The organism is Pullulanibacillus sp. KACC 23026, assembly GCF_029094525.1.
In the GTDB taxonomy this organism is placed as follows: Bacteria; Bacillota; Bacilli; order Bacillales; family Sporolactobacillaceae; genus KACC-23026.
This window is the reverse complement of record NZ_CP119107.1, coordinates 2,179,856-2,202,579: the sequence shown is the minus strand read 5'-3', so window position 1 is coordinate 2,202,579 and position 22,724 is coordinate 2,179,856. Positions and strand designations below refer to the sequence as shown.

At 40.6% G+C, this 22,724-nt stretch carries 23 protein-coding genes and 1 pseudogene; 7 read left to right on the top strand and 17 right to left on the bottom strand.

Features of this window, described 5'->3' with window-relative positions; genetic code table 11:
- Positions 1-42: 42 nt before the first annotated feature.
- Positions 43-2,874, top strand: coding sequence for a transporter substrate-binding protein (locus tag PU629_RS10365; protein WP_275284176.1), 2,832 nt, complete (start codon positions 43-45; stop codon positions 2,872-2,874).
- Between the two features lie 465 nt (positions 2,875-3,339).
- Here PU629_RS10365 and dhaM read toward each other — a convergent pair whose 3' ends face one another.
- The 7 genes from dhaM to PU629_RS10330 form a co-directional block, all read right to left on the bottom strand.
- Complete coding sequence (gene dhaM, locus PU629_RS10360; protein WP_343076310.1) at positions 3,340-3,732, bottom strand: dihydroxyacetone kinase phosphoryl donor subunit DhaM; 393 nt, start codon at positions 3,730-3,732, stop codon at positions 3,340-3,342.
- Entirely contained in the window at positions 3,729-4,343 is a 615-nt protein-coding gene (gene dhaL / locus PU629_RS10355) for a dihydroxyacetone kinase subunit DhaL (RefSeq protein ID WP_343076309.1), read from the bottom strand. The genes dhaM and dhaL overlap by 4 nt, the downstream gene beginning before the upstream one ends.
- Positions 4,344-4,358: 15 nt before the next feature.
- Complete coding sequence (gene dhaK, locus PU629_RS10350; RefSeq protein WP_275284174.1) at positions 4,359-5,348, bottom strand: dihydroxyacetone kinase subunit DhaK; 990 nt, start codon at positions 5,346-5,348, stop codon at positions 4,359-4,361.
- A gap of 321 nt (positions 5,349-5,669) precedes the next feature.
- Positions 5,670-6,527, bottom strand: a complete 858-nt coding sequence (locus tag PU629_RS10345) for a sugar phosphate isomerase/epimerase family protein (RefSeq protein ID WP_275284173.1) — start codon at positions 6,525-6,527, stop codon at positions 5,670-5,672.
- A gap of 316 nt (positions 6,528-6,843) precedes the next feature.
- Positions 6,844-8,391 carry a glycoside hydrolase family 43 protein gene (locus tag PU629_RS10340; protein WP_275284172.1) on the bottom strand — a complete coding sequence of 516 codons (1,548 nt, stop codon included), beginning with the start codon at positions 8,389-8,391 and terminating at the stop codon, positions 6,844-6,846.
- A 494-nt stretch (positions 8,392-8,885) separates the two neighbouring features.
- Positions 8,886-10,100 carry an SEC-C metal-binding domain-containing protein gene (locus tag PU629_RS10335; protein ID WP_275284171.1) on the bottom strand — a complete coding sequence of 405 codons (1,215 nt, stop codon included), beginning with the start codon at positions 10,098-10,100 and terminating at the stop codon, positions 8,886-8,888.
- A 323-nt stretch (positions 10,101-10,423) separates the two neighbouring features.
- Positions 10,424-10,849 carry a YfmQ family protein gene (locus PU629_RS10330; RefSeq protein ID WP_275284170.1) on the bottom strand — a complete coding sequence of 142 codons (426 nt, stop codon included), beginning with the start codon at positions 10,847-10,849 and terminating at the stop codon, positions 10,424-10,426.
- A 156-nt stretch (positions 10,850-11,005) separates the two neighbouring features.
- On the opposite strand from PU629_RS10330, the gene pdxR reads away from it, so the two are divergent.
- A complete protein-coding gene (gene pdxR / locus PU629_RS10325) occupies positions 11,006-12,451 on the top strand; it encodes a MocR-like pyridoxine biosynthesis transcription factor PdxR (protein ID WP_275284169.1) in 1,446 nt (481 codons plus the stop codon).
- Between the two features lie 75 nt (positions 12,452-12,526).
- Here pdxR and PU629_RS10320 read toward each other — a convergent pair whose 3' ends face one another.
- Positions 12,527-12,781 (bottom strand): hypothetical protein, encoded by a 255-nt coding sequence (locus PU629_RS10320; RefSeq protein WP_275284168.1) that lies wholly within the window; start codon positions 12,779-12,781, stop codon positions 12,527-12,529.
- A gap of 365 nt (positions 12,782-13,146) precedes the next feature.
- On the opposite strand from PU629_RS10320, the gene PU629_RS10315 reads away from it, so the two are divergent.
- The 4 genes from PU629_RS10315 (at position 13,147) to PU629_RS10300 (ending at position 16,129) form a co-directional block, all read left to right on the top strand.
- Complete coding sequence (locus tag PU629_RS10315) at positions 13,147-13,626, top strand: hypothetical protein (protein ID WP_275284167.1); 480 nt, start codon at positions 13,147-13,149, stop codon at positions 13,624-13,626.
- The gene (locus PU629_RS10310) at positions 13,613-14,107 is read left to right on the top strand and encodes a hypothetical protein (RefSeq protein WP_275284166.1); all 495 of its coding nucleotides are present in this window, start codon (positions 13,613-13,615) and stop codon (positions 14,105-14,107) included. The genes PU629_RS10315 and PU629_RS10310 overlap by 14 nt, the downstream gene beginning before the upstream one ends.
- 111 nt (positions 14,108-14,218) lie before the next feature.
- Positions 14,219-15,280 (top strand): TDT family transporter, encoded by a 1,062-nt coding sequence (locus tag PU629_RS10305; RefSeq protein WP_275284165.1) that lies wholly within the window; start codon positions 14,219-14,221, stop codon positions 15,278-15,280.
- 99 nt (positions 15,281-15,379) lie between these two features.
- Positions 15,380-16,129, top strand: coding sequence for a YoaK family protein (locus PU629_RS10300; protein ID WP_275284164.1), 750 nt, complete (start codon positions 15,380-15,382; stop codon positions 16,127-16,129).
- Positions 16,130-16,249: 120 nt separating this feature from the next.
- On the opposite strand, the gene PU629_RS10295 is transcribed toward PU629_RS10300, so the two are convergent.
- From PU629_RS10295 to PU629_RS10260, 8 genes and pseudogenes are all read right to left on the bottom strand, one after another.
- Complete coding sequence (locus PU629_RS10295; RefSeq protein ID WP_275284163.1) at positions 16,250-16,459, bottom strand: hypothetical protein; 210 nt, start codon at positions 16,457-16,459, stop codon at positions 16,250-16,252.
- Positions 16,460-16,530: 71 nt separating this feature from the next.
- The gene (locus PU629_RS10290) at positions 16,531-17,013 is read right to left on the bottom strand and encodes a preprotein translocase subunit YajC (RefSeq protein WP_275284162.1); all 483 of its coding nucleotides are present in this window, start codon (positions 17,011-17,013) and stop codon (positions 16,531-16,533) included.
- Between the two features lie 112 nt (positions 17,014-17,125).
- A pseudogene (locus PU629_RS10285) lies at positions 17,126-17,763 on the bottom strand (glutaminase).
- 117 nt (positions 17,764-17,880) lie between these two features.
- Positions 17,881-18,702 (bottom strand): class I SAM-dependent methyltransferase, encoded by an 822-nt coding sequence (locus PU629_RS10280; RefSeq protein ID WP_275284161.1) that lies wholly within the window; start codon positions 18,700-18,702, stop codon positions 17,881-17,883.
- 3 nt (positions 18,703-18,705) lie between these two features.
- Entirely contained in the window at positions 18,706-19,137 is a 432-nt protein-coding gene (locus tag PU629_RS10275) for a MarR family winged helix-turn-helix transcriptional regulator (RefSeq protein WP_275284160.1), read from the bottom strand.
- A 163-nt stretch (positions 19,138-19,300) separates the two neighbouring features.
- The gene (locus PU629_RS10270) at positions 19,301-19,444 is read right to left on the bottom strand and encodes a hypothetical protein (RefSeq protein WP_275284159.1); all 144 of its coding nucleotides are present in this window, start codon (positions 19,442-19,444) and stop codon (positions 19,301-19,303) included.
- A 63-nt stretch (positions 19,445-19,507) separates the two neighbouring features.
- Positions 19,508-19,633: a hypothetical protein gene (locus PU629_RS10265; protein WP_275284158.1), complete on the bottom strand. Its 126-nt coding sequence runs from the start codon at positions 19,631-19,633 to the stop codon at positions 19,508-19,510.
- A gap of 134 nt (positions 19,634-19,767) precedes the next feature.
- Positions 19,768-19,911: a hypothetical protein gene (locus PU629_RS10260; protein ID WP_275284157.1), complete on the bottom strand. Its 144-nt coding sequence runs from the start codon at positions 19,909-19,911 to the stop codon at positions 19,768-19,770.
- 318 nt (positions 19,912-20,229) lie between these two features.
- On the opposite strand from PU629_RS10260, the gene PU629_RS10255 reads away from it, so the two are divergent.
- A complete protein-coding gene (locus tag PU629_RS10255; RefSeq protein WP_275284156.1) occupies positions 20,230-20,808 on the top strand; it encodes a hypothetical protein in 579 nt (192 codons plus the stop codon).
- A 267-nt stretch (positions 20,809-21,075) separates the two neighbouring features.
- On the opposite strand, the gene PU629_RS10250 is transcribed toward PU629_RS10255, so the two are convergent.
- Entirely contained in the window at positions 21,076-22,716 is a 1,641-nt protein-coding gene (locus tag PU629_RS10250; RefSeq protein WP_275284155.1) for a thiamine pyrophosphate-binding protein, read from the bottom strand.
- Positions 22,717-22,724: the final 8 nt, after the last annotated feature.

The following is a 22,724-nucleotide window of genomic DNA, read 5'->3' as shown; positions in this document are numbered from 1 at the left end:
TTACACCTAATTTAAGATTTTCAATTCTAAGGAGAGTTCAAAATGTCCAATAAAACCTTTAAAATTGGAATTTTATTTTCCTTAACAGGTGCGACTGCTGTTACTGAGCTTGGTCAATGTCAAGCTGCGCTGCTTGCGATTAAGCACATAAATGAAATGGGAGGAGTTGGGGGCATTCCTTTCGAACCAATTGTGGAGGATATTGCCTCTGATCCTTTTGTCACCATCGAAAAAGCAAAAAAATTAATAGAAGATGATCACGTTTGTCTATTAATTGGCGTCTACACGTCTGCCTGCAGACAAGCCTTACTTCCTACTTTGAAGTACTATGACAGATTACTCATATACCCAACGATATACGAAGGGAACGAGCAGAATGATTGGGTGTTCTATACGGGAGCATTGCCCAATCAACAACTCAGCTATTTTCTGCCATGGATCATCAAAAACCTTGGGAACTCTTTTTACCTAGTAAGTTCTGATTATGTCTACCCTCGTAAAATCAACCAGTACATTCGAAGCCAGTTAGATCCCTCAAGTACTACTATTGTAGGAGAAACCTATTCTCCTTTAGGAACAAAAAACTTTGATCCTGTCCTTAGTAAGATTGAATGTCTCAAACCAGCTATCTTGTTTTCTACCCTTGTAGGTAACAGTGCCGTTTCTTTTTATGAACAGCTTGGAGAAAGTGGGCTAACCCTCCCTATTTGTAGCCCAATTACTGCTGAGACCGAGATTGCCGAGATCAAGCTTGCAAATGGACTCGATATATATAGCTCCTTCCCCTATTTTCAGTCAGTGTCCACTTCGGCTAACCACACATTTGTAAGAGAATTCCAGGCCGAATTTGGTACAGATGTGATCAGTTCGGTTATGGAAAACACGTATAACAGCCTATTTCTGCTGGCTAACGCTCTGCAAATTGCTCCTGACTTTACAACAGTTTCTATTCGGAAAGCCTTAAAACAATCGAGCTTTGATGCACCGCAAGGCTATGTCCGTTTTGATGAAAGAACGCAACATCTATGGCAGCATTCACGAATCGGTAAGCTCAATGATCATAAACAATTTGATATTGTTTGGGAGTCCAAATCTTCTATTCAACCAGTCCCTTTCATTGCTTATCCGAGTGACGTTTCTCAATTACAAAGAAAGCAGCCAGTCCATTCTCTAACATTTTCTCAACCAACATCAGGTGAACGTCCCTGGGGCCAAATGGCTACCGTTATGAGTCACATCGCTAACTTATATCCCTATATGTTTTTACTCACCAATGAAACCGGTCAAATCATTGATAGAAAAAACACAAATTTAGATTTACAATCAAGCGGTGCGCTTGACTCTTTATTAAAGAATGAGAATGGTATTTTTCATGCATTAAAAGATTTGAAGCTTTCATGGGTAAAAGGAAAAAAGCATTCCGACACATCCTTAAAACCCTTTACAACAGTTGGAATACCTCTTCTGAATCAATCAGGATGCTTAATTGGCGTTCTTGGTGTGATTGCCCCTGACCACCAAACCGAACAACTCATTGAGCAGTTGCCTATAATTGAAACACTCGCTTCATCCCTTTCAATTGTTCTGGAGGAAGCGCAAAAGCAAAGGCTTTATGATGATCTATTTGAACTTCTATATGAAAAAGAAAAAGGCGGCTTGATCATTCTAAAAAACAATGAATTACTTTTTTCAAACAGACATGCTTTAGCCATTTTTCAAGAACTACCCTCTGTCTTGCCTGTCCTGCTCGAACATCTTTCTGCAAACCCGCAAAGCCATCATTTAAGAAAACGATTTGGCCAAGAACTACTTGAAATTAACATTGAGGAAAAAAACGACACTAAGCTTGTTCGTCTAAAAAGATTGATCGTTAATAAAACGAGCCACACTAGTCGCCAAGATCAAAAAATCACCTTTGAGACAATGATTGGTGTCGATGATGCCTTCTTACGATCCATAAATTTAGCCAAAATTGCGGCTAATACGGACTCCAATGTTCTAATTATCGGTGAAAGTGGAACCGGAAAAGAACTCTTTGCAAACGCAATTCATAATGACAGTTCTAGGAAAAACCAACCTTTTATACCGATTAATTGCGGAGCCATCCCTAAGGATCTCATGCAATCTGAACTATTTGGTTACACAGAAGGCGCCTTTACTGGTGCTATCAAAGGAGGAAAGAAGGGCTTATTTGAAGCGGCGGATAACGGGACACTTTTCTTGGACGAGATCGGCGAAATGCCGCTTGAGCTTCAGATTAACCTTCTGAGGGTACTCCAAGAAAGAGAGGTAACACGAATCGGAAGCCACAAGAGGATCCCAATAAACGTACGGATCATTGCGGCTACAAACAAGAATATTATGGACGAAATCGCCTATAATGGATCATTTCGAAGTGACCTCTACTTCCGGTTGAATGTCTTCCAAATTGATTTGTTACCCTTAAGAGAGCGACGGCAGGACATCCCGGAGCTTGCGGAACACTTTTTATTGAAATTAAATAAAGAAAATAACACCCAAAAGACTTTCTCTAAAAGAACAATAGATTTATTTTTAAAATACCATTGGCCAGGAAATATCAGAGAGCTTAGCAATGTGGTTGAAAGAAGCTATTATTTATCACGTCTTGACACTGAAATTGCCCAACAGCATGTCACCTCTTTTATCCATGCCAACTACACTGAACCTGCACCCATAGAAGTCGTATCCAGCAGTTTGCCCTCAAACCAACCCTTATCTAATGAAAAACAGCTTATTATAGAATGGCTTGATAAAACCGGTGCAAATATCAGTAAAGTGGCTAGGCAATTAAACATGTCTCGAACCACCCTTTATAAAAAGATTAACTTTTATGAAATAAAAATAAAGCGCTGACTCGTTTGGTCAGCGCCATTAATTTTGAGCCAGGTCATTCGCCTCCTGCAGTGCCTGTTAGGACTCATGTAACTGTTTAAATTGCCATAAATGCCTTAATGAGGTTGATACTCTGCCGCTCATGCTTTTATCGCAGCGTCAACCTCCACTTCTGTACGGATCAACCCCTTGCGCATAACCGGTATTAGTGCCCTGAGTCGGACCTCTTGAATCATGGCATGGGCAATGCCTGGGGAGAATTTCAACAAGGTCAGGCTTCACTTTTTTTAAACGTTCGATAACTCGTTTCAAGAAATAAAGAGGACAGAAAGCTAGGGGGGAGTAGTTTAAGGATGACTCCCTTCTATTTTTTAGAAAAATAGCCGTTCCTTTTTTAGTTGCTCCCCTTTTTCTTCTGTCCTCTCATTAAAGGAACCATTCAACAATTACTCATCCAAAACATCCTAACTTTATTAGTCCCCCACTTTAAGGCATTATTTTCGGAGTCGTTCTAACCCTGTTCACTGCCTCGACGACCTGACTTAACGGCTTCTGAAGTCCGGATTCGACGACCGCTACATAAGCGCCCTCAACGAGAGGAGCATCAGCGACCACAATTTCCACTTCCGCCTCAAGTAATTCAATGGCTATCTCAGCATTCATAAAGGCACTTCCTAAGTCGAACAAAAGAAGGACCCCTTCGTCAGTTGCCGCCTCTTCTATCGCTTCCTTGATCTTAATCGCACTCGTACCAATAGCCAGTTCATCGGTACCGCCGGCTATCGCAATCGGAACATCAAGCTGAATTTGTTGTAAAATGGCTAGAAGTCCTTTTGCGAGTTCATGACTGTGAGAGACAAGAACAATCCCGACACTCATGATTCAGCACCCTTTATTTCATAGAATAGCGCTGTAAGAATAAGAGCTGACGAGACAGCACCGGGATCCAGTGTACCAACTGAACGTTTCCCCAAGTAAGCAGCACGTCCTTTTTTCGCTTCTAGATCCTTTGTTGCTTCCATCGATTGCTCTGTTAGCTCTATTAAGGCATCATAAACTCCCTGCTCGGTTAACCATTTTGACACAACCGGTTCCCAGACATCGATCATCGTTTTATCTCCTATGGCCGCCTTTCCTCTCTGTTTTAAGCCTTCTAGAGAGGCATTAAAAGCTTCGGCACATTCTTGATGGGTGACCGCTTCTTTTCCTTTTAAGACCGTTGCGGCTTTTAAGAAGGCCGTTCCATACAAAGGGCCCGATGCCCCGCCTACCTTACTAATTAAGGTCATAGCGGTTTGCTGGAGAAGGGCACCAATGTCCGTTGTGTCGACAGCCTCCAGTTTCTTGATAACCTCCTCAAACCCGCGTGACAAATTGATTCCATGATCCCCATCCCCAATGGCCCGGTCTAATTCTGATAAGTAATCTTTGTTCTCTTGAATTTTTTCATTGGCTCTTCTCAACCAAGATCGAAAAACTTCGACGTTCATCATCCATCCTCCTTTTTACCAGCCGATCGCTTCTGTTTCGTCCTCTAATAGTTCCATTAATTCGTCATCTAATTTGAGAAGGGTTAAAGAGAGTCCTGTCATTTCCATAGAGGTCATGTACTCTCCGACAAAGGTTCGATAGACCGCTACTCCTTTTTCTTTGAGAGCATCAGAAACATCGTTATTTAAAATGTAGAGTTCCATCAGCGGTGTTGCACCTAATCCATTGATTAAAACAGCCACTTTAGAATTCGCATCTAAATCAAGCTCGGCTGACGTCTTTTCTACTAGCAAGTCGGCAATCGCTTTAGACGATTGGATGGTTGTCCGCTCCGTTCCCGGCTCACCGTGAATCCCCATTCCGATTTCCATCTCGTTATCGCCAATAACAAATCCTGGCTGGCCGGCAGCAGGAATCGTACAAGGTGTAAGCGCAATGCCCATGCTTCTAACATTTTCAATCACCTTATTGGCTACCGCTTCTACCTCATCAAGCTTACCGCCTCGTTCCGCTTTAGCCCCCGCTAACTTATGGACAAATACAGTACCAGCTATGCCGCGACGCCCTGTTGTATAAGTACTGTCCTCGACGGCCACATCGTCATTGACAACAACCTTTGCCACTTTAATCCCTTCCGCCTCTGCCATTTCTGCAGCCATTTCGAAGTTCATGACGTCACCTGTGTAGTTTTTAATAACCAAGAGAACGCCCGCACCACTATCTACCGCTTTTATAGCTTCATACACTTGATCCGGAGTCGGGGAGGTAAAGACTTCACCTGATACTGCAGCGTCAAGCATCCCTTTGCCAACAAAACCAGCATGTGACGGCTCATGCCCTGAGCCCCCGCCGCTCACCAAGGCAACCTTTCCATCTACAGGAGCATCCTTTCGCGCAAGCACCGTTGTCCCTTCCAACCGCTTATATCGATTTGGATACGCTTTCAATATACCGTTCAACATATCATCCACAACACCATTAGGATCATTGATCACTTTTTTCATGCTAATACGAGCCTCCTTTAAAGTAGTTGATTATACTATTTGCTGACTAAAAAAATTATAGTTCACTTATCGTTAAAGGAAATTTGTCTGCAAAATTCCTTTAAAAAATGACAAATACTCTATTGATCCAGTTAATTTCAGGGTAAGCGTAACCTGAATACGCTAGCCTGAAATTAAGGCTATCCCATTTTCATTTAGTTGGCGGCGCCGTTAAACGCGCCTTAGGAGACGATTCAGCACTTAGTTACCCCATTAATCTCGGAAATGGGCAGTCATGTACCTAATTTGACTGATAAGGCCTCCCAAGTTCCATCGCCTTCATTAAAACCATTCCGAGTAACCGAGTTCTCTTAAATAATTGGCTGAATCCTTAAGACAGTCGAACGGATCACGGCCATACGTATCATCCTGTTCAATTAGAAAATACTGTGCTCCACTTTGAAGCCCCGCTTCAATGATCGCTTTGATATCAAGATTCCCTTGTCCAAGTTCGGCAAATTGGATAATGTTAGTGAATTGATGATGAAATCCACCTGGTTTCTGAGAATCATTTCCTGATAAATCGATTTGGCCGATTCGATAATCTTTTAAATGGATTAAGGCGACACGTCCATCAAAACGGTTAATCACATTCACCGGATTCTCACCGCCACGCTGAATCCAATGAACATCGAGCTCAAAACCAAGCCGGGACGTATTTTTCTTCATAATATCCAGTAAGCATTCACCATCATATTTCTCAAATTCGATATGGTGGTTATGGTAATACAAATCAATCCCATACTCGCTTAAACGTTCAGCCATTTCTTCGGCCTTTTGTATGTATTCTAGCACCGCGTTCTTTTGCCCCATCAGTTCAACAGGCATCATCCCAATTCGGATAAACTCACAATCAAGTGTTCGACAGTCATTCACAATCTTATCAAAATCGGTTGTTAAGGATTCACCTGATCGGCCTGGAGAACGATCTAATGGAGCGGAAATGGCAGCGATTTTGATGTCAAAATCTTGACTCGCTCTTCGAAGTTCTGCCACATTTTTCTCCGTCATTTGAATCTGAGTCACTTCCACTGCTGAAAAGCCCAATTCATTTATTTTTCTCAGCGTTTCATAGGCACCAATCTCTTCAACAGTCTTCTTAAGGTTATACATTTGAACGCCGATTTTCCCTTTCTTCATAAGGCATTTCCTCCCTTTAATTGGTTGATTTGAAAAACTTCGCTTGAAGCTTGCTTGCGGAGAAAATCACTTCCTTTCTCTTAAGATTTTAAGCACCACTTACTGATAGTAGAACAAAGACATGGCTAGGACAGATTGACTTTACCATTCTATTGAAATCATCTCCATATTATTATTTTACTAAATATTCTACCGATTGTGTGTTTTGCAGTTCGGAAGTTTTTAAAAAGCGATCCCTCAAGAGAGATCGCTTTTTATGTATTCTATAAAATTATGGCCTTGCTTACCCAGAGTTCTTTATACCACTCAAAAACTCTTACAATCCTACATATTCGAACCAATCAAAATCCGCCGTGTTGGAACTGACCTTTCCATTTGAACTTGCATACATGCCAAGCACCGTACCAACAAATCCTCCAGCTACATCTGTACTCAAAATTCTTCCATCAACGTCCTCAATCAATGGGACATAATCGGGGCCGCCATCACCGTAACTAAAGCTGTAGTCTTGTCCATGTGCTTCGACCTTGAAATACCATTTTGAGGCACTAACCGTCTGTTCCTTCAAAATCTGTTCATGCCCATCTTCACATTTAACTAAACGAATGAGTTTATCATGACCATTCCTTGTACAAATAAAGCGAAAATGGAATGTGTGGCTTTGTAAAAGGACAATCCCTGCTTCTTCATCCCCATTTGCAGGTTCAAATTCTAGACATGTAGAGGCAACAAAATGAATATGTTGTTGTCTTCTCCCAACAAAGCTGGGCTGTGTTAGTTCACTCATACGGTCCGGTCTGACTTTTAGACTGAGATAGCCGAGGCGGTTGTTTAAACTATAAAAAGGTTCTCTCAGCGTTCTAATAAAGTTCCATTTATAATCAAGCGTTTCTCCATCAAAATGATCACAGGCTGGTGAATGATTCACCTTACTTTCAGCTAAATTCGGAATCGGATAAGTCATTTCCACTTTTCCAGTCCCCGGGCTAAAAATCGGCCAGCCGTCCTCCCACGTCACTGGAATTAAGAAAGTCTCTCTTCCAAGGTTTCGAAAATAGCCACCATAAATTCTTGAGGCGAGCCCCACTGCCCACCATTCGCCATTTTGTGTCTCGACAAGGTCACAATGGCCGACATTGACCACAGGATAATCTTTACCTAAGTGTCGATGAGTCAATACTGGATTCCCTGGGTTGCCAATATAAGGACCTGTGACGGACTCACTGCGGGCAATCGAAACAGCATGATGATGTCCTGTTCCAGCTTCTGAAATCAGAAGGTAATACTTCCCATTCACTTTATATAGATGCGGACCTTCTGGCCAGATCACCTCTCTTAAGGCCCCTCTCCACAATCCGACTGAATCTCCAACTAATCTCATTGTTTGTAAATCGAGTTCTTGAAGCCAGATTTCCCAATTGCCATCATACTTAACCCCTTCTGGAGCCGGACGTGTTCCAATGTAATAAACCTTCCCATCATCATCAAAAAATAAGGAGGGATCAATTCCCGGTGCATCTAGAAAATAAGGTTCTGACCATGGACCGGCTGGATCGGTTGCCGTTACCAAGAAATTGCCCCCTGCATCAACATTTGTTGTAATCATATAATAAATGCCATTAGAGAAACGAAGCGTTGGAGCAAAGATACCCCGAGATTGTCTTTGTCCATCTAAAGAAAGCTGTGAAGGCCGATCTAAGACATGTCCAATCTGTTCCCAGTTTACTAAATCGCGGCTGTGAAAAATCGGCACACCTGGATAATAAGCAAAAGAGGAAGTGACAAGATAATAGTCTTCGTTTACTCTGCATATCGATGGATCCGGATAAAAGCCTGGTAGAATGGGATTTTGAAAGGTTTTCATTCAGTTCTCTCCTCACATTAATCAATATGAAGTCCAGGACCACCTATTGAAAGGTTGGCGGTCCATCTACTCTTTCTTATTGGTGAAAATTGTCCTGTTCTTTTTGAGTCATTCGCCGGCACTTAGTTTATGTAATAAACTAAGTTAAACCATAACAATAAATGACGCACGATGCAAGTGCTTACATATTAATTATTTTAAAAATTACAGTCCTTAAAAGTTGACCCTCTAGAAGCGTAAACTAGAGTCCTGCGGGAATTGCAAAACGACGACTTGACTCCGCCACTTGATACATCCGATTTGTTTGCTTCAAGTGATTTTGCGTAAAATGCTTATAATTTCGGAATTCACACAAGTTAGCACGATATACATTCTAAGTGGCGAGTTATCCAAGTTGAGACATTTATAATTTCCTGGTGTATGAAAAAAACTAGACAAGAATCAGTTCTTGTCTAGTTTTTCTTCATATTGTGTTGTCAAGTCTGTCTCGTCACTTATCTGCCACAACATTTTTTATATTTGCTCCCGCTCCCGCAAGGACAAGGATCATTACGGCCCACTTTTACGACTTTCACCGTTTGCGAAGAACGGTTCGAGGCCATGGTTAAGTGTCGTTGATTCTCTTTCTCTTGTGCCGCAACCTCTTCTGACGTATACCCTTTTAGAAACCATTCCCTTGTGTTGTTCATAAAGGACACCACTTGTTTCATAAGGGCTTGTAAAGCTTCCGTGCTGATCGACTCAAGCTGCTGACTTAAAAACTGGAGGATCAAATTAGGTGTCTCACCAATCTTAGTAAGAAACACACATTCATCCACTAGTTCAACGGCCTTATGATGATCAACCTGGAAATTTCCAATGAGAAATTGGGTGAATTGAACAAAGCTTCTGTTTCGGTCAATAAACCCGGATTCTCCTGCAACCAATAACTGATGTTTTGAAAATGGATAATAAGGGATCGTCGTTCTTACTTGTTGCTCTCGTTTAATTCTAGCTGGATCCAAGACTCTAATATTAGAAAAGCCTTCTTCACTGTAAGTATGTTCTCTTTTAAAACGGTTAGCCTCTTCAAGCACTTTTTGGAAGTCGTCAAAAGGAACCTTTTTTTTCATGTACGATTCAAGGAAACCTACTAGCTGCTCGGTATCAAGCGTTCCATAATAATATAATAAACCGCGCGCAAGCTTGATCCATTCAGTATTTTTCTTTATTGCGGCCCTTAATTTGATGTTTGTTTTTAAGGCTTTAATGGATTCGATGACATCTTGTGGAACCACCGCAATCTTCTTTCCCTCATAAATCCCTGTATAAATCAGACCAGTACTACGAAAATAGTCAATTTGCCCATCTGTTAAACCTGGTGCGAGGAGTTGACCATCATTTGCTGCAATCTTAATCAGCCAGTCAAACCGTTCGGAGTCCCATAATTGGATATAATTCTCCAAATGCTCAGGGATCCGCTCACTCAAAACAGCAATGAGGTCCGCCTTCTTAAGATTGCTTGCTTTCTTGATATCATAACGTTTCCTAATGTCATCACAATCACTCTTCGTATAATTCGTAAGAGCGTCTTCCAAAGAAAAAGGAATTTGAATCGCTTGCCATTCTTTCTTCTGTTGCTTTTCCTCTTCTGCTTTGATCAAATCTTTTAATCCGGATAATGGGTGATTCATAGCCTCTTCTAAGTTGATATTCGCCTTGTTGCTCAATACTTCCACCTTCTTGTTATGACTTACTTATTTACACTAAACACTCTACTACTGCTTGTATGAAAGACGATCTAGTTCTGCCCGTCCAAGAGATCTATTAAAAAGGAGCCAACTAGATTTCCGTTCATCCTTCACTTTCAAGGTAAAAATGATAGTAAGTGCCTAATCGATAATCTTTCACTTAATCTATTATACAATATAATTTTTTTTGAAAAAAACTCACGAATCTTCAGATATATTCAACATACAAATAAGCCACTTTATATTGGAAAATAAAGTGACTTAAGGTAACCATTCTCTTAATAATAAGTTTACAAGATGATCTAACGGGCGCAGGAAATCGCCTCAGACAGATTATCAGATCTAATGTAATAGGCCACCACTTTATTCTTATAGGTTTTAAATACATCTACCCGAGAGTCATGACTATATAAACGGTACGTAATCCGTCTATTTCCCTCCTCACTCTCAATAACCAATGGCAGCGTTTCATCTTTCTTTGGAATCCAATCGTATTTTTTTAAAAAGGTTGCTTGGTTGAAATACTCAATGATTTGTTGCTTCTCCTTACCCACCATAGGCTTCTCGTTGAAGAGAACGCTAACGGATGCCTCGCTAAGCACAGGATGTAATTCGAAACGACTAACGAACCAATCCTTAACAAAAGGCGGAGGTGAGATGAGTGTGACGACAATCAGGATTAATTTTGCCGCCAATATAATGATTAATATCCATTCCCATGTTGCCATATTAAAACGCCTCTCTCTCTTTTAAAAAAAATGGCTCTCTAATAGAGATGACACTCTTATCATAAACCGCCACCTCACACTTGGCACCATCCAATTCACCTTTACTATAACCATCCACTTTTATATAATAAACTAAAATTGGAGAGGACGAAAAAAATGGATTGGAGACCAAATAGGGAGGATAAGAAACCTATTTATAAGCAAATTGCGGATTATATTGAACTAGGGATCACATTGGGTGACTTTCCAGCAGGCAGCAAACTCCCTTCAGAGCGGCAATTAGCCGATGAACTAGAAGTCAATCGAAGTACCGTTGTGGCGGCGTATGACGAATTAGGAGCAGCAGGAATGGTATCGAGGATCAAAGGCAGCGGCACACTGGTAAGTGCTGATATATGGGGAATTTCACATAAACGAATCCCTAATTGGGGCCGATATGTGGAATACGGATCCTTTCTTCCTAATTTACCGCTTGTGCAATTAATAAGGAAAGAGACCCAAGAAGAAACGAATAGGATTAACCTCTCAAGCGGAGAATTGTCTCCTGACTTGTTTCCCAAAAAAGAAATCCAAACGATTCTCGCGCAAATCCCTTTTGAAGCCCACTTAGGTTATGACCATCCACAAGGAAATTGGCAATTAAGAGAAACCATAACGGATCATCTTAAACAAACCAAGCAAATTGAAACGGATCCGGAATCGATCTTAATTACATCCGGTGCTCAGCAAGCCCTCCATTTAATTGTTGAATGCTTACTCAAACCAGGTGATGCCGTTGCTATTGAAGATCCGTCCTACTTCTACTCTTTACCGATTTTCAAATCTGCGGGGTTAAGAACCTTTCTCCTTCCTGTAGATAAGGATGGGATCAATCCAGAGGATATCCTCGACTTACATAAAAAACATCGCATTCGGATGGTGTTTGTGAATCCGACTTATCAAAACCCGACTGGAACAGTCCTGTCTCTATCAAGGCGGAAGAGACTGCTTGAGTTATCTTCTGAGTTAGGGCTGCCTATTATAGAAGATGATCCATACAGTCTGACCTCCTTTGATGGAAAATTAATCCCAACCTTAAAATCCATGGATCAGAATGGGACTGTCCTCTATATAAGTTCTCTTACCAAAATAGTGGCCTCAGGACTTCGAATTGGATGGGTGATTGGTCCGAAACGGGTCATGGAGAGATTGGCGGATGCCAAGCAGCAATTTGATTTTGGACACAGCATCTTCCCGCAATGGGTCGCTTATAACTTTTTGCAATCACCTGAATTTCTCTTACATATTCAAAACTTGCAGGAACAGCTGAAGCTAAGATGCGATCAGCTTATGGATAATCTTAAGCTCAAGGCTGGACATGAAGTCGATTTTTTGGCGCCAGAAGGAGGCATTCATTTGTGGTGCAGGATTCATAATGAAGAAATCAACGAAAAACGGCTTCTAGAAGAATCACTAAAGAATGGGGTGGCTTACCTGCCTGGAAGTGTTATGGGAAGCAAGAAAAATACCATTCGATTTACCTTTGGCAGAGGGAATCTTCCAGATCTAACAAAAGGAATAGAACGGTTTACTCACGCATTGAAATCTATTCGTCAAGACTAAGCTCTCGGAATGAGAACCTAGTCTTATTTCTTTCTAAGAATTTAAGCAGACGACTTCATCTGGTTTTGCCACCGATTAACGAAAACCGATCATGTATACAGCAGCACCAATGATCGCCACTATAAAGGTAATCACATAGATCCACGTAAGCACCCCTAAATTTTTCTTATAATCAGAAAAGTGGTGGGCCTTAAGATATTTTTCTTGTTCTTCTTGTGGAAGCTTATCCATGGTTTCGATCTGCTTTTCTACCTGTTTTCCCGCGATCAGAGTCCCGACAATGGCACCGATCCCAATTAAAACAATCACGATGACAAAAAGAGTAAACATATGGATCTCCTCTCTCCCCTAGAAATGCCAAATAGTTATATCAAAACCGGCAAGAACAGAAACGCTCCGAATCGTTTTTTTAAACGCTTTCACTAGACGTTAATAAGTATAACTCAACTCTTTCATAATAATAAGTTATGAAGTTTACGTAACCATCCAATTCTCTCTTTTTTTAGCCATCCATTTCGCTTTTCATCTTAAACCGGTCATTCATTAAGAAATTGGGTCAATTAAAAGTTTGACTATTAATGCTTTCCCTCAATTAGTTAAAACTTCAATGTTCTGTTCGATCGTTATGAAGTCAATTCAATGGATAATTCACAAAAAAGGCGATCATAATAAGCAAAAAGCTCTGGGAGGGTATTATGGGTATCGCTGTTTTCTTCTTTATGACTTGGCTTGTATGCACCCTATTTGCCATTATACAAAAGAAGCTCTCCATCGTCGAAAATACCTTCATCTTCTTATTTTTACTCGTCATTAATATAAACTTCTCCTGGATCATCGCAGAAGAAATGAAAAGAATCAAATTACCGACGAATGGGATGGATTATACAGCCTACTTATTAAATCGAAGTGTCATCATCCCAATATTAGGATTAATCTTATTGAACATAGCAAGCTGCAAAATTTATTCAAAGACACTTATCACTTTTGCGGTTGTATTAGGTGTATCCTTCTGCTCTGGTCTCATCTCAGAGTACTTTAAAATTACCCACTATACGAGATGGGATCTCCGATATGATCTCCTTTATTATTTTGTGTTGTACTTGGTGACCTACTACGTCTACAAGTGGTTCAAAAAGGTCTCCTATAATGAGGTGGAGAGTTATGATTCTTTATGAACAGTTCGATAAGAATGAAATTTACATCTTAGTCTTGCTAATTGTGGCGTATGGAGCTTTTTTCCTGTTTCCTAAAAAGCTTCCTCGTGATGTCACCCTTCTTTTTTTGTTATGGGGATTTGCTTCCTCAACCTTTTATGATTTTACTATAGGAGGAGGATTGCTCGACTTTTATAAAGTGAACGATTCGAATAGGTACGAGTTGTTTGACCTTTTGACCTATTTTTCGTTTAGTACATTCAGTTACTTCTATGTTTATTTTTACGAACTATTTAAAATTAAAAAGTTTAAATTTATAGCTTATGTCATTGGTTGGGCGATTGTTGGTCTCCTTATGGAAAGATTATCTATATGGATGGGAGTTATCCACTTACAGCACGGCTATAACCAGTATGATTCCTCGATGGTTTTTCTCATCACGCTCACTACTACAGGACTTTTCTATAGGTACATAAAAAATAAATCGTTTCAACGAACCTAAATTTGATCAGTAAAACAAGTTAACGAAAAAAAACTGTCCATCCCGGGCAGTTTTTTGTGTAAAATAGAATCTTAAGGAAAATAAGCCGAATTTATTGTGGTGGTATTTAAAATGCTTTTGCTTTTAATAGGTAGTATGGCCTGTCTTCTATTCTTAATAGCGTACAAAAAGATAAGTATCAAGACCTCATCCATGGCGGTTGTCATGGCACTCGGAATTCTAACAGATGGAGTCCTTTCAAGTTACTTTGGTTCTGGTCTCGTTCTAATAAAATTACTTAGCGTGTTGACCATAGCCATTTGGCTCTCTTTAGCCTTATGTTACCTAAATTCATTAATCAACATGAAATTTAAAGAGCTTCATCTAAGCCATCCGATCAATCAATTCGGGATAGGAACTTGGGTCGCTGGAACCTCTATTTGCGGGATCTTAATCAGCAAAAATTTTCATGTTTTGGCGATTGTCAAACTAATGATCTATTTTAATTTTGGCTTATGGCTTTTCTACATTTTAACAAGTCTCTATACACTTCTGGAAATCAGGGATAACCATTTAATAAAGAAAGTACATGGAATTCTTCTTTTGAACACAGTGAGTACCCAATCATTGGTTTTGTTAGTTAATACGGTTTGGGGGCATGCCCCTATTGCATTAAACATAAGTTTAATCGGGTTGGGCTTCTTTTTATATGGCATCAACATTATTTTAATTATTCGGCGCTACCTGGACAAAGCCTCTTGGAAGCTAGCATCCGATTGGGCTAACACCAACTGTATTATCCACGGTGCTTTGTCGATCACATGCTTAGCCTGTATCAAAGCTCATGTCATCCCTAACCAAAGCCTGATGATAATTTGGATTTTTGTACTGGTTTTATTCCTCTTGATAGAATCATTCGAATTGTATCGAATGTATGTGAGAATTAAATTATTCGGATGGAAAAACGGTATTTTCATTTATGACGTTTCACAGTGGAGCCGATTATTTACATTCGGCATGTTCTATACGTTGACAGCTTCCATTACCCCCTCGGCGCTCTTATTCACTTATATTCATCAATTCATTGCAGCTGTTGGTATATGGGTTATAGTACTATTAGTCTTAGTTGAACTAGGTCTGCTTTTCGCTCATTTAACCAGACCGGCCAGTAAAAAAATGGCAAACACGAACTAAACCTTAGGGAAAACGTATCAACTTTTTTTGAGATTTGTAACAACCGTAATCGGTTGTGTGCACTCATATCTATCATTCTTTATAGTGGGGGGATTATTTATGAAAAAAATGGAAACTGTCCTGGCTATTTTACTTACCATGACATCCGGGTGTTCAGATGCTATAGGCTTCCTCGCACTTGGTGAAGTTTTAACTGCAGCCATGACCGGCAATACCGTTTTCCTCGGGTTATCACTTGTACATGCAGGTGGATTGAAGCCGTTAGGATATCTAGTGGCCTTATTGGGGTTCATGCTTGGTGTCGCTGTTGGAGCAATACTATTAAGAAAAAGACAACGTGTAACAGGATTGCACCCTATTGTCACTTCTGCTATTTGTCTTGAATTAGTTGCCTTTATCCTGTTTGGTATCCTTGTTACATGCGGAGTTATTCAAAACCATCTATTATTAATCATCATTCTTACTTTTGCAATGGGTGTACAAGGCATTACGGCAAGAAGAATTGGGGTAAATGGTGTCCCGACAACTGTTATCACGAGCACCACTACCGGTTTGATCGAGTCGTTAATTTGGAATCTCTATAATGTTGCTGCACATAAAGGAAAAAGAGTTGATGCGAACGCACCGACTTCATTAGTTCCGTCCAGTTCAATTTTTATTTGGCTAATTGACATTATCATCTATGGAATTGGTGCGGCAATTTGTGGTGCAGTCGTACTAAAATGGCATCTGGAGGCAATATGGTTGCCTACTGCTCTTGTTTTTGTCGTGGTCCTATCCTCCCTTTTTTTTCAACTCCAAGTTGGACAAAAGAAGAGAAAAAAACCAACTAACACCATAAGCCTTTAATACCTTTCATATGCAATTAATAAAGAGATGTCGTTTTTAACGGATCAATGAAAAGAGCCCCCAAAAATGAACAGCAAATCCATCTCTAATTTGGACTGAGGTTCAAAAGGGGCTCTTTTATTAAATTCGGTTCAAATTGATGGCCGCGTTGTAAGCCGCGTCTAAATCACCATCGGCATCTAATTCGTTCGGAAAATCGCCATTAGACGTAATATAACGATTTAACCAAACTTCATCTGTTTCTGGAAGAATCAGTCCTCCGTTCAAATTGGATGAGATCGCCGAATCAAAGGTATCAATGATAAAATTTATTTTCTCTTCCCTGTTCATCTAATTCAACCCTCTTTTTGGGATTAGTATAACAATTCCTTGCGCTTTTTAATCCCTATAGCCATTACTAATTACAACCAATTATCATCCGAATCATTATCCCAATTCCCAAAATCGAGATCATCTTGCTGAGCATCTGGCCGAGCATCTAACGGGTTCCGATCTTGATTATCGAGATCCCAATCGTTTTGTCCGTTCATTTCTTCTCTTAGTTGATCGATTTCATCCTGTTGTAAAATATTTTGATCTTCTAATTCTCGCAAAAGTTCATCGTCTCCGAGTCCTTGCAGAGCTTGATAGTGATCAAAGCCGATTCGGCCTTGTTCAAATAAATAAGTAAGCAAAGCACCGGTTGCCATTCCTCCAGCGAAAGAGCCGAACGTCCCCATTCCTGTCCCGCCAGAACGACGCCAGTCCTCCCTTCCATAATCACCAAGCCCATTGTAACGATTACGTCTCGGCTCATAAATAGTTGGGCGATCTCGTCTAGTCAATGGTCTAATAATGAGAAAATAAATAAGTACAATAATGATGATTAGTCCAAAAAAAGTCATCTTAGTGGTTGCCTCCTTATAAAAATCCAGCCTCCGCTTCGATCTTTATTCCTCCGTTAGCTCCCGAGTTAAATGTTATTGTAAGACTGCCAAGAGACTTTAGAAAAATCCTCTAAAACATACTTAATTGATAGCTTTTGGATAATTGCTCCAAAAGCTTTAATCCTGCAATACTGTTTCCTTTTTCATCAAAAGCAGATCCAAAAACCCGTATCCTAAACTTACCAGGAACTGCCCCCATGATTCCTCCTGAAACCCCGCTTGTGGTCGGAATCCCGATTTTAATCGCGAACTCACCTGAAGCATTGTACATACCGCATGTCACCCTAAACGTTTTACATATTCTAGAAGCGTTTTCTGGCATAATCGGTTTCCCGCTAAGAGGATCCCATCCATTCATCGCAAAAATGGATTTAACGGGTTGTTGGCGCCATGGACTCAAGCTTTGCAATCGAATTAAACGGGTCACCTGTCGACTCCATTCCGACCCGTTCAAAGACATAATCAAAGCCTCTCTCTATTAAGACAAAGGCAGGCGTAATGACCTTCGAAATGCTTTGGAGCGTAAATTTTTTATCGCTATCACCCGTCTGAAAACATCTCCCATCCGGATAATAAACCGCAATAGAAAGCGCATTAGGATTGGCTTTGCCCAGTTCAGGGATGTAACTCGCAGGCCTTACCGTCTTTTGCCTACTTTCGGGCTTCTTCTACGAAATGTTTGAGCCCACCATGTGTCTTACATGGTATTTGACATCCCCTATCATCATTTCTAGTTCTGAATACCCGTATTATGCGGCAGATCCGTTAAAAATATAGATGTTTACGTGGTCCAACTTGAATTGAGCGTATTAGAGAGGATTGAATTTAAAATTTATAAGAAAGTAATCGAATCATGTTTTTAAAGCTTGGAAAAAGAGACATCATCCTGTAAATTGTACGTTTCTTAAAGGGAAGCTTGCGTACATATTTTGAATCAAATAGGGAGATCGCGTTTACTCTAGTCATCTTCTCATTCAATTGATCTATGTCCTTTATCTTATCAACTGTCCATTTGTGCTCGGCCCCTGTCGACTCCTTTAAATCGTCTTTACCGGAACGGACGGCAAAAGCATTCATACAATCAAAAATGATTTGCCCACTCGAAAAATGATGGGTTAGGCGACTGAAAAGTAAGGTCACATCGCTCTCTGTCAAGTATTCCAGCACGCCTTCCGCTATGATAAGGACCGGTTTGTCATTTGGAATGCTTTCTAACCAATAGCTCTCCATTATAGAAGAGGCAATCATGGTGTACTCGTCATCATTTGAATAAAAAAGCTTCCGAACGTCAATCACTTCCGGGTAATCCACGTCATACCATAAAATTCTAGATTGCGGGTTAATCCTTGTGACTCTCGTATCGAGTCCGCAGCCAAGATTGAGAACGATGGCTGATGAATGATTCTTTAGAAAGTCATTCGTCCATGTATCCATTTGCTTGGCCCGAATAACCATCAAATCATTACCCATGTTCCCTAATTTTTCAAACGGATAGACAATTTTCTGCATCATCTCTTCTGCTTTGTCATCATTAAGAATTGAACGCTTTTGCCTATTGTCCAACGCTTTGGCGTATAGGGTGATCAAAAGCGTTTCCTGTTCTTTTTCCAAATGGATCTTATAGCTTGAATCAGATTTTTGGTACATCGCTCATTCTTCCACCTTCGTTAGGAGTACATTAACTTTGTGCAAAGCATAGCGTAAATCCATTTGTTCTTCTGCATTTAACTTTTCTAACTTCTTCTCTAATTTTTGATAAATGGCTTTCCATTTGGATTCTTCAACTTCCCTCCCGGCAGGCGTCAAAGTAACTTGAATCGCCCTTTTATCCTTAGGATCGGTTACTTTTGTCAAATAGCCCTTTTTCTCAAGCTCCTTTACAAGACCGGTCAGTTGCTGTTTGGCTATCTGTAAGCCAGCACTGATATCTTTAATATTTATCGCTCGCTTTTGCATATAGATAAATTCAATAACATGCTTTTGCAAATGGGACAACTCATCCGCTTTTTCGTTTAATTCGCTAAAACTACGAAATACATTCGGAATCAAAGCGATATATTCTTCCATAATTTCGTGACGCATACGTTTCCATCCTTATAATAGTAATCGATTTATTACTAAATTTATCATTTTATTAGATATATATAGATATATAATAAATGATTATTTACCAAATTTCAATCCTTAACAGTCCTGGTGTACGGCCCAACGCTCTTCCAGCTACCTCTTCCACTCATTTTGGCGTTCATACCGTCGATGAACGACATTCCGACTGCCTCTTCCACTCATTTTGGCGTTCATACCCTTGATGAACGCTCTTCCAGCTGCCTCTTCCACTCATTTTGGCGTTCATACCCTTGATGAACGCTCTTCCGACTGCCTCATCCACTTATTCTGGCGTTCATCCCTTGATGAACGCTCTTCCGGCTGCCTCTTCCACTCATTTTGGCGTTCATACCCTTGATGAACGCTCTTCCGGCTGCCTCTTCCACTCATTTTGGCGTTCATACCCTTGATGAACGCTCTTCCGGCTGCCTCTTCCACTCATTTTGTCGTTCATACCGTCGATGAACGACATTCCGGCTGCCTCTTCCACTCATTTTGGCGTTCATACCCTTGATGAACGCTCTTCCGGCTGCCTCTTCCACTTATTTTGGCGTTCATACCCTTGATGAACGCTCTTCCGGCTGCCTCTTCCACTCATTTTGGCGTTCATACCCTTGATGAACGCTCTTCCGGCTGCCTCTTCCACTCATTTTGGCGTTCATACCCTTGATGAACGCTCTTCCGGCTGCCTCTTCCACTCATTTTGGCGTTCATACCGTCGATGAACGCTCTTCCGGCTGCCTCTTCCACTCATTTTGGCGTTCATACCGTCGATGAACGCTCTTCCGGCTGCCTCTTCCACTCATTTTGGCGTTCATACCCTTGATGAACGCTCTTCCGGCTGCCTCTTCCACTCATTTTGACGTTCATACCCTTGATGAACGCTCTTCCGACTCCCTCTTCCACTCATTTTGGCGTTCATACCGTCGATGAACGTACATTCTGAAAAAGTCATGACGACACGAGACGGAAGGGTACCATGCTTCGGCTACACGGCTATGATTTTAATCATTTATGATATAATAAATGCAGAATATTGATTTTAAGAAAATACGGGGATGTATTGAAATGAATAAGATTGAAGAAATGGATTTGCTTATAAACAACTCTAATAAAATAAGTAGTTCAGAGGTTTGTGAGATCGTTCATCAACTGTTCGGCTTTGACCTGGACACCACACCTGTTTTACATAATGAAAATGAGCGAAACGCTAGAGAAGCGATTGATTTTTATTTAGCTGAATTTAAAGAAGAGGAAGTAGACGGGCTCAAAATCAAAAACATGATTAACGAACTTTTTGGAATTAATCTAGAGGCACTATCAAGACTGGATGGGAAAAGAATTTCATTATACTCGAAGGATCATTGGGTGATTCAGAACGATCATGATTTATTTGTTGTCCATACAGGTGATGGAGACATCGATGCAAAGATTTATCCGACAGCCTTGTTTAAACAAAAGACAGGATCAGAGACTATTCCTGAAGAATTAGCTACTCAATTAGAAAAACTAGGGTATACCTATAACCCAGAAATTAAAGGCTACTATTACTTAGACCCTAATAGTGAAGCCGTTTCAGATGAATTTAAAGGAAAAACGATGATGTCCATTATGAAGGTTATCCAAAACTCGTATTCTAATCTCTAAAGTTAATCCATGCTAAGAAGTCCGGGAGAAATTCCCGAACTTCTTTTTGCAATAAGGAATCGTCGTTACGCTTAAAGTAATTAGGCGTAACCTCAATACGCTATCCCCCTCCCAAATGCGCCGTTTGGGTGTTTTGGCGTAACCACAATTCGCTATCCCTCTCCAAAACCGCCGACTTGCTCAGGCGGCCGTCCCCTTTACAGACCTAAAAAAACAAACACAAGGAGTTGGCCTTTAGGACGGCACGCTTCCTTGTGTTAAAAAATTTTATTTACCGAAAGAAGACAAGAATTTGACACGGTCTCCCATAGGCGGAATATTGTTATCCACTAACGCAATTTCTAATAGAGCTGGCCCGTTTGAATTCATTAATTCACAGAGAGCGTCCGTATTTAGATCTTCAAAATCTTCCACACGATAGCTTGGAATGTTCATCGCTTTAGCCATTGCTGAAATATCAATCGGTTCTTGCTCAAAGGATTCATGTGTGCGATGGAATTGAAGAGCGTGACCATGATACACCATACCTAATCGAGCATTATTCATGACAACGAACAAGATTGGCAACTGATATTCTTTTGCAGTTAGCAGCTCCATCCCATGCATGAAGAAACATCCATCCCCAGTTATGCAAACAACAGGACGCTCAGGTTCAGCTAGTTTAGCCCCTATTGCAGAACCAATCCCGCTCCCCATTGCCCCGAAATGGACGTTGATATTAAACGAATCATCATCCAATACATTCATATAATGAATAACATAAGACATAAATTCGCCTATATCAACAGTATATCGGGTCGACTTCGGCAAGTATTGTTGAAGAGAATGCAAGACATTCTTCGTATTGAATTCTGATAGATCTTCTGACTTATGATCGCGATGCTCTATAATTTCCGGTTCTTCATTGGAAACACCTAATGCTTTTAACTCTTCTATGAGGTACATCAGACTCAAATTAAGATCGCCTAATACAGGGTAATCAATTTCATATTTCCTATTGAACACGTCTTCATCAAAATCAAATTGAACCGTCAATCTGTCTTTAGTAAGGCTCGGATTATAGTTATTGGTTGCCGTTTCACCTAAACTTGAACCGAGGATTAAAAGCGCCTCTCCTTCACCTTCTGAAATAAGGCTTGATGCTGAATCGTGACCCGCAAACCCAAAGACCCCTGTGAGCAGCGGATGCTTCTCAGGAATATAGCCTTTTGCCTGTGGTGTTGTCAGAATAGGCCAATTGAGTAGCTGAGCTAACTCAAGAACGAGATCCACCGAATTTCTTATCCCTTGACCGACAAACACAATTCCTGATTTCTTTTCTGAAAGTTCACGAGCGACATCCTTAATTAAATCTAAATTAGGCATGATCGGTAATCGGACAGGAGCCTCTGGTATAGGAACATTTCCCACTTCTTCGTGTTGAACATCTAATGACATCGCAATGTGGACAGGCCCTGGTACTCCTGAAATCGCGATATTCGTCGCTTTAACGACTTCATTTAGCAATTCCTTTGAATCTGTAACAGTTACACTATATTTGGTTACAGATCGAAAAATAGGTTCTGCGTCCAATTCTTGTGAGGCATTTAACCCAATGGTAGTGACCGGAACGCCTCCTGTGATAAACAGAACAGGTAAATGCTCTCTCATTGCATTGGCTGCACCCGTCACTAAATTCGTTCCCCCTGGCCCGCTGCTTCCTATACATACACTCATGCCATTGGAGTACTTGGCATAAGCTGCCGCCATATAAGAGGCAGCTCCCTCATGCTTAGTAACAATAGGTGTCAATTCCGGCATCTCGTAAAGTTCATCAAATAAAGCATTAACAGAACCAGCTGGGATACCAAAAATATACTTGACGTTATTCTTCTTTAAAAATTCCAATGCTGCCCTAGCTGCTTTCATGCGAATCT